12 protein-coding genes and 2 tRNA genes are annotated in these 16,698 nt (G+C 19.3%); 4 read left to right on the forward strand and 10 right to left on the reverse strand.

Annotated features, from left to right (window positions below; all coding sequences use genetic code 11):
• The first annotated feature begins 39 nt into the window (after positions 1-39).
• The gene (locus GJT99_RS01395; protein ID WP_168893936.1) at positions 40-276 is read left to right on the forward strand and encodes an oxidative damage protection protein; all 237 of its coding nucleotides are present in this window, start codon (positions 40-42) and stop codon (positions 274-276) included.
• Between the two features lie 11 nt (positions 277-287).
• Here the strand turns inward: GJT99_RS01395 and GJT99_RS01400 are convergent.
• Positions 288-360 (reverse strand) — tRNA-Ala (locus tag GJT99_RS01400).
• Between the two features lie 16 nt (positions 361-376).
• A tRNA-Ile gene (locus tag GJT99_RS01405) sits at positions 377-450 on the reverse strand.
• Between the two features lie 184 nt (positions 451-634).
• Here GJT99_RS01405 and rmuC point away from each other — a divergent pair.
• The 3 genes from rmuC to GJT99_RS01420 all read left to right on the forward strand — a co-directional run bounded on the left by rmuC (position 635) and on the right by GJT99_RS01420 (position 4,939).
• On the forward strand, positions 635-1,927 hold the full coding sequence (gene rmuC / locus GJT99_RS01410) for a DNA recombination protein RmuC (protein WP_168893937.1): 1,293 nt from the start codon (positions 635-637) through the stop codon (positions 1,925-1,927).
• Positions 1,928-2,238: 311 nt separating this feature from the next.
• A complete protein-coding gene (gene asnS, locus GJT99_RS01415; protein ID WP_168893938.1) occupies positions 2,239-3,639 on the forward strand; it encodes an asparagine--tRNA ligase in 1,401 nt (466 codons plus the stop codon).
• A gap of 91 nt (positions 3,640-3,730) precedes the next feature.
• The gene (locus GJT99_RS01420) at positions 3,731-4,939 is read left to right on the forward strand and encodes a porin (RefSeq protein ID WP_168893939.1); all 1,209 of its coding nucleotides are present in this window, start codon (positions 3,731-3,733) and stop codon (positions 4,937-4,939) included.
• Between the two features lie 93 nt (positions 4,940-5,032).
• Here GJT99_RS01420 and GJT99_RS01425 read toward each other — a convergent pair whose 3' ends face one another.
• The 8 genes from GJT99_RS01425 to leuS form a co-directional block, all read right to left on the reverse strand.
• Positions 5,033-5,716: an MBL fold metallo-hydrolase gene (locus GJT99_RS01425; protein ID WP_168893940.1), complete on the reverse strand. Its 684-nt coding sequence runs from the start codon at positions 5,714-5,716 to the stop codon at positions 5,033-5,035.
• Positions 5,673-7,334: a 30S ribosomal protein S1 gene (gene rpsA, locus GJT99_RS01430; protein ID WP_168893941.1), complete on the reverse strand. Its 1,662-nt coding sequence runs from the start codon at positions 7,332-7,334 to the stop codon at positions 5,673-5,675. Before rpsA ends, GJT99_RS01425 begins: the two co-directional genes overlap by 44 nt.
• Before the next feature lie 211 nt (positions 7,335-7,545).
• Positions 7,546-8,844, reverse strand: coding sequence for a 3-phosphoshikimate 1-carboxyvinyltransferase (gene aroA, locus GJT99_RS01435; RefSeq protein ID WP_168893942.1), 1,299 nt, complete (start codon positions 8,842-8,844; stop codon positions 7,546-7,548).
• A gap of 43 nt (positions 8,845-8,887) precedes the next feature.
• Positions 8,888-9,982, reverse strand: a complete 1,095-nt coding sequence (gene serC, locus GJT99_RS01440; protein WP_168893943.1) for a 3-phosphoserine/phosphohydroxythreonine transaminase — start codon at positions 9,980-9,982, stop codon at positions 8,888-8,890.
• Between the two features lie 48 nt (positions 9,983-10,030).
• The gene (gene rodA, locus GJT99_RS01445; protein ID WP_168893944.1) at positions 10,031-11,134 is read right to left on the reverse strand and encodes a rod shape-determining protein RodA; all 1,104 of its coding nucleotides are present in this window, start codon (positions 11,132-11,134) and stop codon (positions 10,031-10,033) included.
• A gap of 24 nt (positions 11,135-11,158) precedes the next feature.
• The gene (gene mrdA, locus GJT99_RS01450) at positions 11,159-13,033 is read right to left on the reverse strand and encodes a penicillin-binding protein 2 (protein ID WP_168893945.1); all 1,875 of its coding nucleotides are present in this window, start codon (positions 13,031-13,033) and stop codon (positions 11,159-11,161) included.
• Positions 13,034-13,065: 32 nt separating this feature from the next.
• Positions 13,066-14,085 (reverse strand): DNA polymerase III subunit delta, encoded by a 1,020-nt coding sequence (locus GJT99_RS01455; RefSeq protein ID WP_168893946.1) that lies wholly within the window; start codon positions 14,083-14,085, stop codon positions 13,066-13,068.
• Positions 14,086-14,091: 6 nt separating this feature from the next.
• Positions 14,092-16,656, reverse strand: coding sequence for a leucine--tRNA ligase (gene leuS, locus GJT99_RS01460; RefSeq protein ID WP_168893947.1), 2,565 nt, complete (start codon positions 16,654-16,656; stop codon positions 14,092-14,094).
• Positions 16,657-16,698 lie beyond the last annotated feature (42 nt).

Consider the following 16,698-nt stretch of genomic DNA (forward strand, 5'->3'; position numbering starts at 1 on the left):
TATTATTATATATAATATTTAAAATACAAAGAAAAATCTATGGCAAAAAAAATATTTTGTATTTATTTTAAAACTAAGTTAGAAAAATTAAATGAAAAAGTATATCCAGGTAACATAGGAAATATTATATATAATCATATATCAAAAAATGCTTGGGAAAAATGGATAATATATCAAACTAAAATTATTAATGAAAAAAAATTAAATATGACTAATAAAAAACATATTTCTTTTTTAAAAGAAAAAATGGTTAACTTTTTATTTTTAAATAAGTAAAAAATATTTTATGGAGCTAAGCGGAATCGAACCGCTGACCATCTGCGTGCAAAGCAGACGCTCTACCATCTGAGCTATAGCCCCTATCATTTTATTATAATAGGCTTGAGTGGAATTGAACCACCGACCTCACCCTTATCAGGGGTGTGCTCTAACCATCTGAGCTACAAGCCTGTATATAAAAGATACAAACATATTGTAATTAATTCATATTTATAAATAAATGTCAATTAAAATATAATTTTTTCTTTAAAAGATTAAAATAATTTTACAAAACTGAACTAAAAATTTTAGGAGTTAATAACAAAAAATGTTTTTTTATCAAAATTATATATTTTTTTCTATATTATTTTTATTTATGATAATATTTTTTTTATATAAAAAAAAACAAAAAAAAAATAAAAAATATTTAAGTAAAATAATAAAAGAAAATAAAAGATTACAATTTGAATTAATAAAAAAAAATGAAAAAATAGATTTTTTACAAAAATTAAAAATTGAAAATAAAAATTTAAATAAAATAATTTTAAATAAATTAGAGATAATTTTAGATTTAAAAATTAAAATTAAAGGATTAGAAGTTAAATTAAATGATACTATTATTTTTTTTCAAAAAAAAGAAAAAATAATTATTAAAAATAATAATTATTTAAATATAAAATTTGAAAATTTAGCTAATGAAATTTTAGAAAAAAGTGAAAATAGAATTAATCAATACAATAATCAAAATTTAAAAAATGTTATTTATCCTTTTAATGAAAAATTAGAATCATTAACAAATCAGTTACAAAAAAATTTACATCAAGAATCTTTAGAAAGAAATATATTAACTTATGAAATTAAAAATTTACAAAAATTAAACATCAATATTTCAAAAGAAGCTATTAATTTAACAAATGCATTAAAAGGAAATAATAAAATTCAAGGAATTTGGGGAGAACTAGTATTAAATAAAATTTTAGAATCTTCTGGATTAAGAAATGGTTATGAATACGAAGTACAAAAAAAAATTGAATTAAATAGTACAGAAAAAATACAACCGGATGTAATAATTAATTTACCTTATAACAAAAAAATTATTATAGATTCTAAAATGACTTTGATAGCATATGAACGTTATTTTAATACTGATAATAAAATAAAACAAAAAAAAGCATTAAATGATCATATCATCGCTATTCGTAATCATTTAAAATTATTAAGTAATAAACAATATCATTATTTGTCTAATTTAAAAACTTTAGATTATATTATAATGTTTGTTCCTATCGAATCTGCATTATCTCTAGCTATAAATTATAAACCATCTTTATTATATGAAGCTTTAAAATTAAATATTATGTTAGTTAGCCCTACAACTCTAATAATTTCTTTAAGAACTATAGAAAACTTATGGCGTTTAGAAAAACAAAATAAAAATTCTTTATTAATTATTAATAAAACAACAAAATTGTATAATAAAATTAGATTATTTATTGATGATATGTATATTTTAAAAAAAAATTTGGATAAATTACAAATAAATTATAATTCAGTTATGAAAAAATTATTTATAGGTAGAGGAAATATAATATCTCAAATTGAGAATTTTGAAAATTTGGGTATTGAAGTCGTAAATAAAATTAATAATCATTTTAAAAATGATAACTAATATATCTTTTGATTATAATAAATCATAAAATGAAAATATTTTTTTAGAAATTAAAATTTTAGACTTTATTGAAAGTAAATCTCGTTCTTTATTTTTAAAAAAGAAATATAAATTATCTTCTAATATTTATTAAAAAATAAAAAAAATTTTGTTATCTTTTTTTTTAAAATAAAAACAATTATAGAAAATATTTTATATTTAAATAAAAATAATTGAAATTATATTTTTTATAAACTAAAATATACTAAATAAATATCTTAATATCTAAGATATATTTTTATAAAGAATATATAAGTGAAGAGAAAATAATAATGTGTTTAATTGCTAGTATATCAGATTTAATAACTGGAAAAATTAAAGTTAATAAAATAATATCTATAGGAGGATGGGTACGTAATAGAAGACATTCTAAATTAGGTATTTCTTTTATTAATTTATATGATGGATCATGTATAAATGATATACAAATTATTGCTAATAATAAATTAGATAATTATAAAAATGAAATTTTATCTATTACTAGTGGATGTTCTTTAACTGTTAAAGGACAATTAAAAATTTCACTTAAAAATATACAAAAATATGAAATATATGCTACAAAAATAAAAATTTTAGGTTGGGTTAAAAACCCAGGTGAATATCCTATTTCTCCTAAAAAACATAGTTTAAAATACTTAAGGAAAGTATGCCATTTACGTTCTAGAACTACAATCATTAATTGTATAACAAGAATTAGGCATAATATAGCTTTATTTATACAAAATTTTTTACATAAAAAAAATTTTTTTTGGATTAGTACTCCGTTAATTACAACTTTAGATACTGAAGGATCAGGTAAAATGTTTAGAGTATCTACTTTAGATTTGAAAAATTTTAGATATCAAAAAAATATAAATTTTTTTAAAAAAGATTTTTTTGGTAAAGAATCTTTTTTAACTGTTTCAGGACAACTAAATTTAGAAACTTATGCTTGTTCTATGTCTAAGGTTTATACATTTGGTCCTACTTTCAGAGCTGAAAATTCGAATACTACACGTCATTTAGCAGAATTTTGGATGTTAGAATTAGAAATAGCATTTACTAATTTAAAATCTCTTATGAAGTTTGCTGAAAAAATGTTAAAAAAAATTTTTGAATATTTTCTTAATTTTCATAAAGATGAAATTATTTTCTTATCTAATAAGATAGAAAAAAATTTATTTAATAAAATTGAAAAAGTTTTATTAAATAAATTTGATATAATTGAATATACTGAAGCTATTAATATTTTAAAAAATTGTAAAGAAAAATTTTCACATTTTATTACATGGGGTGATGATCTTTCTTTAGAACATGAAAAATATTTAACAAATAATTATTTTAATAATTCAGTAATAATATTTAATTATCCTAAAAATATTAAAGCATTTTATATGTATTTAAATAATGATAATCAAACAGTAGCATCTATGGATGTATTATTACCTGATATAGGTGAAATTATAGGAGGTTCACAAAGAGAAAGTAGAATACAATTTTTAGATAAAAGATTAAAAGAATTAAATTTAAGTAAAGATGATTATTGGTGGTATCGTGATTTAAGAAAATATGGTACAGTACCTCATTCTGGATTTGGTTTAGGTTTCGAAAGATTATTATCTTATATGACTGGTTTACATAATATAAAAGATGTTATTCCATTTCCAAGAACTCCATATAATGCAAAATTTTAAAATTTTTAACAAGATATAAGATAATTTTTTATTAATTTTATTACTAACTGAATTTACAATAAATAATTATTATTAATAAGGATAAAAAATTATGAAGTGTAATATATTTAAAATTTTAATGCTTTTATTATTTTCAATTAATTTTGTTTATGCTAATGACATTTATTATAATAAAAATAGACAAAAAATAAATTTATATGGATCTTTAGAAATTACTAAAACTTATGCTAATAATAATGCAAATATTTTAAAAAAATATCAAAATACTATATCAAATATTATTTTAGGATTTAAAGGAGTAACAAATATATTTAATAATATTTATGGTTATACTCAATTTGAATATAGTTTACCAATAAATCAAAAAGAAATAGATAATAATGTTTTTCCATCAATAAGATTAGGTCTAATAGGATTAAGTTTTAATAATAATAATAATTCTATAGATTTTGGAAGAAATTATGGAATATTATATGACGCAACTTCTTATGTAAAAAAAGGTTTATTTTTTACAGATGATTTTATGTATAATAATAATGATAAATTTATGTTTGGGAGAACAAATAATTTAATAACATATAGAAATAGAAATTTTTTTAATTTAATTAAAGGACTAAATTTTGCTCTTCAATATAAAGGATTATTCTTACCTATAAAAGATAATAATTATGCTGAAGATTCAGAAAAAAATTCGTTTATAAATCAAGAAAAATATAGACAAGGATGGGGAACCTCTATTGAATATAAGTTAGGTGATTCTGGAATAAGTTTTATAGGTGCTTATTTTAATGCTTTAAAAATAAATAATAAAAGTTATAATAAAATTCTTTTTGTAAAAGAAAAAGATATTAATTATGAACAAGAAAATTCTAAAAAAAATAATGCAGTAAAAGCTTTTTCTATTGGAGCTAAATATGAAAAAAATAATATTTATTTAGCTGTTGTATTTAGTGAAGCACAAAATTCATTAATATATTTTTCTGATTATAAATATTTATTTGCTGATAAAATTAAAAACTTAGAAATTGTTGGCCAATATAAATTCAGTAATGAATTAAAAACTATAATATCTTATATTCAATCAGAAGGAAATAATATACCTGTTGGAAGACATTTCACTGGAGGAAATATAAATTTTATCAAGTATGTATCAATTGATACAGTATATGAATTTAATCAAAATTTATCCGCTTATATAAGCTATCGTATTAATTTATTAAGTAAAAATAATAGATACGTAAATACAAATCATATTTTCCATCATAATTTATTTGGAATTGGTCTAATTTATAAATTTTAATTAAAATATATTTAATTTATGTAATGCTAGCTATTTCTTAAATTTTAAAATTTTTTTTTAAAAAAAAATCTAGAGAGATAGTTAGTTCATTTATTATTTTAAATAAATATTATTTTTTATCTCTCTATAAGAAGTAGTTTTTTCTCCATGACCTGGCAATATAGTAATATTTCTTTTTTTAAAAAAAAAGAATATTTTTTTTATAGAATTTTTTAAAATATAAAAATTACTTTTTGGTAAATCTGTTCTGCCTATACTATTTTTAAAAATAGTATCACCTGATATTAACATTTTATCAAATCTATTAAAAAAAACTATATGACCTGGAGTATGGCCGGGACAATGATATATTTTAAAATTAATTTTTCCTATAGAAATATTTTGATTATTTTTCAACCATATATTATTTTTATATACACAATATGGAAGATTAAAAAGTTTACTTTGTAATTTTATATTTTTTAACCAAAAAATATCATGTTTATGAGGTCCTAAAATAGGTATACTTAATATTTTAGATAAAATATAAGCTGCACCAATATGGTCTAGATGGCAATGAGTAATTAAAATTTTTCTTATTTTTAACTTATATTTTTTTAATACATTTAAAATTTTTTGATATTCTCCTCCAGGATCAACAAGTGCTGCATCGAATGTTTTTTTACACCATATTAAATAACAATTTTGATAAAAATCTGTAACAGAAATAATTTTATATCTCATATTCGTAATGTTACTCATACTTTTTTGCTGCTTTAAAAGCTTCTGCCATAACATTAGAAAAATTATTATTGTTTTTATTTTTTTTTATAATTTTATTTTCTATTAATTTAATATTAATTATTATATTAACAATTCTATTTTTACGATCAATATTACTAATTTTCCCTTCTATTTTCTGTCCTATTTTAAAATATTTTATAATATTTTCAATTTTATGATTTTTATATTCATTTAATTTAATATTACCTAATATTCCATTATTAAATTTTAATTTAATATTTTTATTATCTATACTAGTAATAGTACCTGTAACTAAATGATTTTTTTTATGTTCTATAAAATAATAATTTAAAGGATCTTCTATCAATTGTTTAATTCCTAAAGAAATTCTTTCTCTTTCTGGATCTACTTGTAAAAGTATAGCAGTAATATTTTCATTTTTTTTATATTTTTGTATTTCATCTTCTCCATTATTTATCCATGATAAATCAGATAAATGTACTAAACCATCTATACCACCAGTTAAACCGATAAAAATTCCAAAATCTGTAATTGATTTAATTTTACCATTAACATGGTCACCTTTATTATAATTTTTTGCAAATTCTAACCAAGGATTCACAGTACATTGTTTGATTCCTAAGGAAATTCTTCTTTTTGCTTCGTCAATATCTAATACCATAACTTCAATTTTGTTGTTAACAGATACTATTTTAGTAGGATGTATATTCTTATTTGTCCAATCCATTTCAGATACATGTACTAATCCTTCAATACCTTCTTCGATTTCTACGAAACATCCATAATCTGTTAAATTAGTTACACGTCCTATTAATTTACTATTTTCTGGATAACGTTTAGATATAGATTTCCATGGATCTTCTTCTAATTGTTTTAATCCTAATGAAACTCGTATTTTTTCTTTATCAAATTTTAATATTTTAACTTTAATATTATCTCCAATATTTACAATTTCACTAGGATGTTTTACTCTTTTCCATGCCATGTCTGTAATATGTAAAAGTCCATCAACACCACCTAAATCAACAAAAGCTCCATAGTCAGTAAGATTTTTTACTAATCCCTCTATTTCCATTCCTTCATAAATAGTATTAAGTAATAAATTTCTTTCAACACTATGTTCTGATTCTATTACAGCTTTTCTAGATACAACTACATTATTTCTTTTTTTATCTAATTTTATTACTTTAAAATCTAATTCTTTACCTTCTAAATGAGAAGTATCTCTAATTGGTCTGATATCAATTAAAGAACCTGGTAAAAAAGCTCTAATACTATTCAAATCTACTGTAAATCCGCCCTTAACTTTACCATTGATAATACCTTTAATATTATTTTTATTTATATTAGCTTGTTCTAAAAATAACCATGCTTCATGTCTTTTTGCTTTTTCTCTAGATAAAATTGTTTCACCAAATCCATTTTCTATTGAATCTAGTGCTACATCTACAACATCTCCTATTTTAATTTCAAGTTCACCTTTTATATTTTTAAATTGTGTAATTGGAATATAAGATTCTGATTTTAATCCTGCATCAACTACAACAATATCTTTTTCAATAGCAATAACAACTCCAGAAACAATTGATCCTAAATTAATAATTTTATTTTTTGAGGATTTTTTAAATAATTCAGCAAAACATTCATTCATATTAGCAACTTTTAAATATATTAAAATAAATATTATCTTAAATCATATTAAGTATTATTTATTAGAAAACTCATATATTCCTTTTATGAGAAAATGAGATATTATATACATAATATATATGTATATAACATTAATATTTTTTTTCTGCAACTATATATATAATATATTGTTATTTTAAATATTCTAAAATATTTAATGAAAAATTATTATATTAATTATAAATACTAATTTTTTTAAATTCTGTAAAAAAATTTGGATATGTTTTAGTAGTACATTCAGGATTTATAATACCTACAGAATTATTAGATAATGATAATAGTGAAAAACACATAGCTATACGATGATCATTATAAGTTTCAATAATAACTTTTTTAATATATTTAGGAGGTGTAATTTTGATAAAATCTTTACCTATAATAACATGAGCTCCAGTTTTTTTTAATTCATTATACATAGCTACTAGACGATCAGTTTCTTTTACTCTCCAATTATATATATTTTTAATAGTTGTAGTTCCTTTAGCAAATAAACTAACTACAGCTAGTGTCATAGCTACATCTGGAATATCATTTAAATCCATATTAATGGATTTTAAAGTATTTTTTGTACAACTAATATAGTTTGAACCATAAAATATTATGGCACCCATTTTTTTTAAAATATTAACATATTTTATATCTCCCTGAATACTATTTTTATTTATGTTATTTAATCTTACTGTACCTCCTTTTATTGCAGCTGCAGCTAAAAAATATGATGCGGAAGATGCATCTCCTTCTATAATATATTCTTTTGGCGAAAGATATGTTTGTTTTCCAATAATTTTAAATTGTTTATAATTTTTATTATGTACATTAATACCAAAAATTTTCATTAATTTAATAGTTAAATCTATATATGGTTTAGATACTAAATTACCTTTAACATTAATTAATGTATCATTATGTAATAATGGACTTATTATTAATAAAGAAGTTAAAAATTGGCTAGAAATAGATCCATCTATTATAAGGTTATTATTAAAATAATTTTGGAAACCTCCTTTCAGATTTATAGGTGGAAAATATTTTTTTTCTAAATATTTAATTTTAGCACCTCCACTTTTTAATGTATCTACAAGATGTTTAATAGGTCGTTCTTTCATTCGAGGTTCTCCAGTTAAGATAACATTACATTTATCATTTAATGATAATAATGCTGTTAATGGTCTCATTACAGTTCCTGCATTTCCTAAAAATAATTTTATTTTTTTTTTAGGTTTAAAATGTCCATTATTACCGATGATTAAACAACGTGTTCTATTATTTGATAATTTATAATTAATTCCTAATTGTTGTAATGTTTTTAACATATATGTTACATCATCACTATTTAATAAATTTACTAATTTAGTATTTCCTTTTGCTATAGCAGATAATAATAATACTCTATTAGAAATACTTTTTGATCCTGGTAAAGTGATAGAACCTTGAATTTTATGTACTGATTTTAAAATTAAAATATTTTTCATAATATATTAATTAATTAATTAAATTTAAAAATAATCATAACATTTATATATAATTTTTTTCAAAATCATTCATAAAATTTATTAATATTTTTACGCCTTCTATAGGCATAGCATTATATATAGATGCTCTCATACCTCCTATAATTTTATGTCCTTTTAAATAATATAATCCATGTTTTTTAGCTTTTTGTAAAAAAAGATTTTCTTTTTTTTTATCCTTCAAAAAAAAAGTAATATTTGTTATAGATCTATTACAAGGTTTTATTTTATTTATATAAAAATTACTATTGTCTATAGTAGAATAGAGTAATTTTGCTTTTTTTTTATTAATTTTACTAATATATTTTATTCCACCTATTTTTTTTAACCATTTTAAGATTAATCCAGATAAATATAATGTAAATGTAGGAGGTGTATTAAACATTGAATTATGTTGAGAAATTATTTTATAATCTAATACTGAAGGTATTTCTTGACGTTTTTTATTATTATTAAATATTAAATCTTTTCTTATAATTATTAGAGTTAATCCAGCAATACCAATATTTTTTTGCGTACTGGCATATATTAATCCGTAATTTTCTACTTTTATTTTTTTTGCAAGAATTAAAGATGATAAATCTGCTATAATAATTTTATTTTTTAACATAGGTTCTTCATTAATTGCGATACCTTCTATAGTTTCATTAGGACAATAATGTACATATTTTGAATTTTTATTTAAAGACCAATTTTCCATTTTTTTTATATAAAAAATACCATTTTTTTTTTTTAATGGATTAATAATATTAGGTACACAATATTTTTTTGCTTCTTTTATCGCTTGTAAAGACCAATGACCAATATTTACATAATCAGCTATTTCATTATAGAATAATAAATTCATAGGTATTGCTGCAAATTGTGTTCTAGCTCCTCCTTGACAAAATAATATATCATATTGTGATGGAATATTAATTAATTCACGTAAATCTTGTTTAAGATTTTCCAGTAAATTTATAAAATCGTTACTACGATGACTAATTTCCATAACTGAAACATTTAAATTATTCCAATTTATTAATTCATTTTGTGCTTGTTTTAAAACTTCATATGGTAAAGTAGCAGGTCCAGGACTAAAATTAAATATTTTTTTCATATTTATAATCCTTAATTTAATTTATTAAAAATAAAAATTTTATTCAAATTATATTTTACTATTATGAGTATACATAGACATTATAATTCCAAAATTAGCCATAATAACTACAAGAGATGTGCCACCATAACTAAGTAATGGTAAAGGAATCCCTACTATTGGTAATAGTCCGCTTACCATACTTATATTAATAAAAATGGATAAAAATAACATAAATGTTATTCCACTAATTATTAATCTATTAAAAAAATGATAACATTGAAAAGATAAATATAAACTTCTTCCTATTATTAATAAATATAAAAAAATAATTAATAATATACCTATAAAACCAAATTCTTCTGCTAATACAGAAAATATAAAATCAGTATGTTTTTCTGGTAAAAAATTTAATTGTGTTTGTGTCCCATGTAACCATCCTTTACCTAATAAACCTCCAGAACTAATTGTAGTTTTCGATTGGAAAATATGATACCCTACTCTTAATAGGTCATAATGTGATCTTAATAACATTGACATTCTTTCTCTTTGATAATCATGTAATAAAAATATCCAGGCGAAAGGAAGAAACATTATAAATACAATAGTACTATTTATGATTATTTTCCAAGATAATCCAGATAAAAATAAAATCATCAGTCCAGATAAACTAATTAATATTGCAGTACCTAAATCTGGTTGTTTTGCTACTAATATTGTAGGTATTAATATAAGTACCATAATTTTTAAAAATGTTTTTATATTAATAGGATATTTAGTTTTATTAATAATATTAGCGATTACTAAAGGAACAGCTATTTTTGCTATTTCAGATGGTTGAAATTTAATAAAATATACATTTAACCATCTTTGTGCACCTTTTGTAATATATCCATTAAATTCTACAGCAATTAATAAAATAACACAAAGCCAATAAAATAAAAAAGAATATTTTTTATAAATATCTGGAGGTATTTGTACTGCAACAAACATAGTTATAAAACCTATAAAAATTTGTATTAATTTATGTTTTATAAAAGTATGATGATATATACCTGTTGAACTCCATGTTGTAAATATACTAATTATTAAAATAATTGTTATTAATATTAATAAAATTAAATCTAAATGCAATATAGAATGAATAAAATAATTAAAATTTTTTTTTTTCATAATTAAAATATATAATTTAATGTTTTAATTTAAAAATTTTTCTTTATGTATAAAAATATAATCCCAAATTTTTCTTGAAATTTCTCCAACTGAAATACTATTATCACTATTTTCGATAATTATTGTCATAGCAATTTTAGGATTATTAAACGGAGCAAAAGATATTAAAAGTTTATGATCTCTTAATTTTTTTTCTATTGTATTGATATTATAATTTTTTTTCTTTTTAAGATTAAAAACTTGTGCAGTTCCTGTTTTAGCAGCTACTTGATATTTTATCGCTGTAGAAAAATAATTATAAATAGTCCCATTTTTTTTATTAACTACATTATACATTCCTTTTTTTATTATATTCCAATATTTTATTGGAAAATTAATTACTTTTTTATATTTTGGTGATAAATAATAAGAAAAAATATTATTTAATTTTTTTTTTTTAAAAAGATGTAAAGGAACACTAATACCATTATTAACTAATATAGTTAATGCATTATGTATTTGTATAGGAGTAGCATTCCAGTAACTTTGTCCTATACCTACTGAAATAGTATCTCCTATATACCAGGGTATTTGTATATTTTTAAGTTTCCATTTTTTTGTAGGCATATTACCGATTTTTTCATTAAAAAGATCAACGTTTGTTAATTTACCATAACCAAATTTAGTCATCCACTTATGTATTTTATTAATACCAATATTATAAGCTAATTTATAAAAAAAAGAATCGGATGATTCTTGTAATGCTTTAGTAATATTTAAATATCCATGACCAGATTTTTTCCAATCTTTATAAATTGTATTTAATTTAGGAATTTTCCACCATCCAGGATCAAATAAAATTGTATGTTCATTTATTAAATTTAAATTTAATGCTACTAAAGCAATATATGGTTTTACAGTAGAAGCAGGTGGATAAATCCCTTGAATAGCTCGATTAATTAAAAGATCATCATTACTTTTCAATAAAAAAGTTATATTATTTTTTTCAGAATTATTTACAAAAATATTAGGATCAAAACTTGGAGTTGATACCATAGCTAAAATTTCTCCATTTCTTGTATCACTAATAATAACAGCACCTCTTTTATCACTCATTAATGAGTGAATATAATTTTGTAAATAATAATCAATAGTTAAATAAATATCACTACCTGTATAAGCTTTTTTTTGATATATATCATATGAATATATACCTTTATTATTTACTGCAATTTTTTGATAACCAGGAATACCATATAATATATTTTCATAATATTTTTCGATACCATTAATACCTTTACCTGAAATATCATTGTAATTTTTTACATCCTCTTTATTTTTAAAAATAATTTTTTTTTTATGATGTATCAGATTAATATAACCTATTATATGAGCAAAAACATCACTTTGAGGATAATAACGTTTTTGATAAATTTTTAATGATATTTTAGGAAATCTAAATTTATTTACTAAAAATTTTGATACTTGTACATTATCTAAATTAATTTTTAATTTAATTTTTTTTAAAGGATTGTTTTTTTTTTGTTTTTTTATAAAATTTAAAATATCACATTGATTAATATCTAGTCTTAGTATTTTTTGAAAAATAAAAAAATTTGCACAAAAATCTTTTAGATTATTATATTTAATTGTAATTTGATAAAAATTTTTATTTTTAGCTAAAACGATACCATTTCTATCATATATTAATCCCCTATTAGGTTTTAAAAAAAAAAATCTAATATAATTTTGTTCAGCTTGTAATTTATATTTTTTATAATTTTTGATTTGTAAATAATATAAATTATATATTATAATAACTATAAATATTGAAAATATTCTAATTAATATTTTAATTCTTTTTAAAAGAATTTTTGATTTTATTGTATGATCATCTAAAAAATTATAATTTAAATTCATAGTTATTTTATACCTATATAATTAAAAATATTTTATGACATTAATAAAATTAATCTTTCTAAATCTATCCAACAATATTTTTCTATATAATTTTTTATTATAAAACTTTTAAGATTTATTTCAATTTCTAACAATAATTTAATGATTAAATATAATTTTTTAGAATTTATTCTATTTAATATTTTAATAAAAATTTTTTGTCTTATCGTAGGTATTAAAAATTTTTTAAAAATTAAATTTATAGATTTTTTTTGATAATTTCTATATAATTCTAAAATTAAAAAAATATTTTTTTGTAATTTATTTAAAATTAAAAAAATATTTTGTTTATTATTTTTCATTTGTATAATTAATTTGAGACTCTTTTTTAAATCACCTAATAAAATAAAATCAATAAATTTATTTTCTTTTAATATAATTAGATTATTAAAATCATATCTATAAATTAAATTATTTTTACAATTATAATTCTTTTTTTGTATAAAAAAATCATTAATTACTTGATTTAACAAAGTTAAATTTTGTGAATAAGAATTTTTTAATATAGAAATTATTTCTTTATCTACAAATAAATTTAATTTTTTAAAACGTAAATAAATCCAATTTAATAATTGATTACTATTTAATTTAATATTTTTTAAAAAAAAACCATTATTATTATCAGTAATATTTTTTAATATTTTTTCTATATTATAATTAATATTATCATGAATTTCTAAAACAAGAATATTATTAATATCTATATATCTTAATAAAAATAAAATATAATTTCTAAATTGTAAAAAAATATCTTTTTTTAAAAAAAGTAAATGTATTACTTTTTTTTTACAAAAAAAATCATTTACAGTAAATTTTAAAAAAATATTTTCCCAATTAGTATCATTATCTATAATAATAACATTATTTTTAATATAATTTAAACTTAATAATTTATTAAATAATAAATGTAAATTTTTTTTTAAAAAAAAAAATTCATTACCAGCTACAATATAGCAATAATATTTTTTATTATAAATTTCTTTATAAAAACTACTCAATAATTTTTTATTCATTTTATTTTATTTAGTAAAATAAATTTTTTTATTTTTTGTAACTATATTAAAAATTTTATGTGGTATATATATTGTTTTTATTATTTTAAGATTAACTAAAAAATTAGAAATTTTTTCATGTAATAATATATATTTTTTAATATTATTATTTTTGTTATAATATTTTTCAGGAATTGGAAGAATATATTTTTTTTTTCCATTAATTTGTATAATAATATTAAAATTTTGTTCTATTTTTGTATTAATATTTTTAATTACTGGCCATGATTGAAAATCTATATTATTATCTTTCCCCATATATTTCCATAATACAAAACAAATATGAGGTGCAAAAGGATATAACATTTTTAATACAATTAATAATCCATTAAAAATAATAATATAATCAATATTATTATATATTTTATATTTCATAATTTTTTTAAATAAAATTATTATAGAAGAAATTATAGTATTAAAAGACTGATATTTTTCAAAATTATTTGTTACATTAATAATTGTTTTATTTATATCATTTTGAATAATTAATTGTTGTGTATTATATTGGGAAATTTCTTGATTTTTTTCTATTTTTTGATAATTTTTATATATTTTATTATATTTATAAATAAATTTCCATAATTTATTTAAAAATCTATACATTCCTTTTATCCCAGATTCTTTCCATTCTAAATTCATAGTTGGAGGTGCTGCAAACATAATAAACATACGTAAAGTATCAGCTCCATATTTTTCAATTATATCTTGAGGATCAATACCATTATTTTTAGATTTTGACATTTTTATCATGCCATTATAAATTAATTTTTTTCCTTTTTTATTAAAAAAAATATTATTTTTTTTATCAAAAATAACATCTTTTGATTTAACCCAATGATATTTTTTTTTATCATCTATATAATAATAAGAATCAGACAAAACCATTCCTTGACACAATAAATTTTTTACAGGTTCATCAGTCTGTAATAAACCAATATCTCTCATTAATTTATGAAAAAAACGAAAATACATTAAATGCATTATAGCATGTTCTATACCTCCAATATATTGATCAACAGGTAACCAATATTTAGCCTTTTTTTTATTTAACATACTATTTTTTTCATTATTTGAAGTATATCTTGCATAATACCATGAAGATTCAATAAATGTATCAAATGTATCAGTTTCTATTTGTCCTTTTATACCATTTTTATGGTAAGAAAACCATTTTAAATTTTTTTTAATTTTTTGATTATAACTTTTATTTATATCTTCATTAAAAAATTTTTTAGGAAAAACTAAAGGTAAATCACTTTTCTCAAAAGGTAAAAGTTTTTTATTATTTTGTATAATAATAGGTATCGGTGTCCCCCATAAACGTTGTCTAGAAATACTCCAATCTTGCAAATGATAATGTTTTTTAAAACATGCAACATTATTTTTAATTAAATTATCAATTAATTTACTATTATCTTTATTATTTTTTTTAATACTTAATAATTTTTTAAATTTAAAAACAAAAAAATCATATTTTTTTATAAGTATGAAATCTTTTTTATTAGATATTGGTATCCCAGCTATTGCTTTAATTGTTGTAATATTTGTTAAATAATTAACAATTATTATTGGTATTCTTTTTTTTATAAAAATATTATATGCAAATAATTTACTATTAATATCTTTTATTATAATAGATGAAAATTTATTATTTTTAATAGGATTATTTAATGAACATTTTGTAATGAAATTTTTAATATTTATATCATTTATAAATTTTTTACATATAGGATGATTATATAAAATTTTAATAAAAACAATATTATTAATATAATTAATATATTTTTTTTCTATAAAAACATTAAATTGATAATTAATATTTTCAATCTTAAAATAAAGATCTATACCATCTTTTTTACCAATCCAATTTTTTTGCATATCTTTTACTTTTTTAGGCCATCCATTTAATTTTTTTAAATCATCAAGTAATTCTTCAGCATAATTAGTAATTTTTAAAAACCATTGTTTAACTAATTTTTTTTGTACAATATTATTACATCTCCAACAACAATTATTGATAACTTGTTCATTTGCTAAAATCGTTTTATCTATACTACACCAATTAACTAAAGAATTTTTTTTATATGCTAAACCTAATTTGTATAATTTTAGAAAAAACCATTGTTCCCAACAATAATAATTGGGATCACATGTTGTAATTTCTCTATCCCAATCAAAACTAAATCCTAATAATTTTAATTGTTTTTTCATATCTATGATATTGTTTTTAGTCCATAAATAAGGAGAAATATTTTTTTCATTTGCTGCTATTTCAGCCGGTAATCCAAAAGAATCCCAACCAATTGGATGTAAAACATTTTTTCCTTGCATACGTTGATATCTTGCTATAACATCTCCTATTGTATAGTTACGCACATGACCCATATGTAATTTTCCTGACGGATAAGGCAACATAGAAAGACAATAAAATTTAGGTTTGTTATGATCTTCAGTTACTTTAAAAGTTTTTTCTAAATGCCATTTTTTTTGTACATAAGATTCTATTTTTTTAGGAGAATATTCTTTTTTCATATCAAGATAATTCCTGAATATATTTTAAAAAAATTTCGTTAT

It is taken from the genome of Enterobacteriaceae endosymbiont of Donacia cincticornis (assembly GCF_012568845.1).
In the GTDB taxonomy this organism is placed as follows: Bacteria; Pseudomonadota; Gammaproteobacteria; order Enterobacterales; family Enterobacteriaceae.

Bases quoted from the DNA above. Each gene is read 5' to 3' on its own strand.
- GJT99_RS01395 (WP_168893936.1), top strand. From the start codon at position 40: ATGGCAAAAAAAATATTTTGTATTTATTTTAAAACTAAGTTAGAAAAA.
- rmuC (WP_168893937.1), top strand. From the start codon at position 635: ATGATAATATTTTTTTTATATAAAAAAAAACAAAAAAAAAATAAAAAA.
- asnS (WP_168893938.1), top strand. From the start codon at position 2,239: ATGTGTTTAATTGCTAGTATATCAGATTTAATAACTGGAAAAATTAAA.
- GJT99_RS01420 (WP_168893939.1), top strand. From the start codon at position 3,731: ATGAAGTGTAATATATTTAAAATTTTAATGCTTTTATTATTTTCAATT.
- GJT99_RS01425 (WP_168893940.1), bottom strand. From the start codon at position 5,716: ATGTTATGGCAGAAGCTTTTAAAGCAGCAAAAAAGTATGAGTAACATT.
- rpsA (WP_168893941.1), bottom strand. From the start codon at position 7,334: ATGAATGAATGTTTTGCTGAATTATTTAAAAAATCCTCAAAAAATAAA.
- aroA (WP_168893942.1), bottom strand. From the start codon at position 8,844: ATGAAAAATATTTTAATTTTAAAATCAGTACATAAAATTCAAGGTTCT.
- serC (WP_168893943.1), bottom strand. From the start codon at position 9,982: ATGAAAAAAATATTTAATTTTAGTCCTGGACCTGCTACTTTACCATAT.
- rodA (WP_168893944.1), bottom strand. From the start codon at position 11,134: ATGAAAAAAAAAAATTTTAATTATTTTATTCATTCTATATTGCATTTA.
- mrdA (WP_168893945.1), bottom strand. From the start codon at position 13,033: ATGAATTTAAATTATAATTTTTTAGATGATCATACAATAAAATCAAAA.
- GJT99_RS01455 (WP_168893946.1), bottom strand. From the start codon at position 14,085: ATGAATAAAAAATTATTGAGTAGTTTTTATAAAGAAATTTATAATAAA.
- leuS (WP_168893947.1), bottom strand. From the start codon at position 16,656: ATGAAAAAAGAATATTCTCCTAAAAAAATAGAATCTTATGTACAAAAA.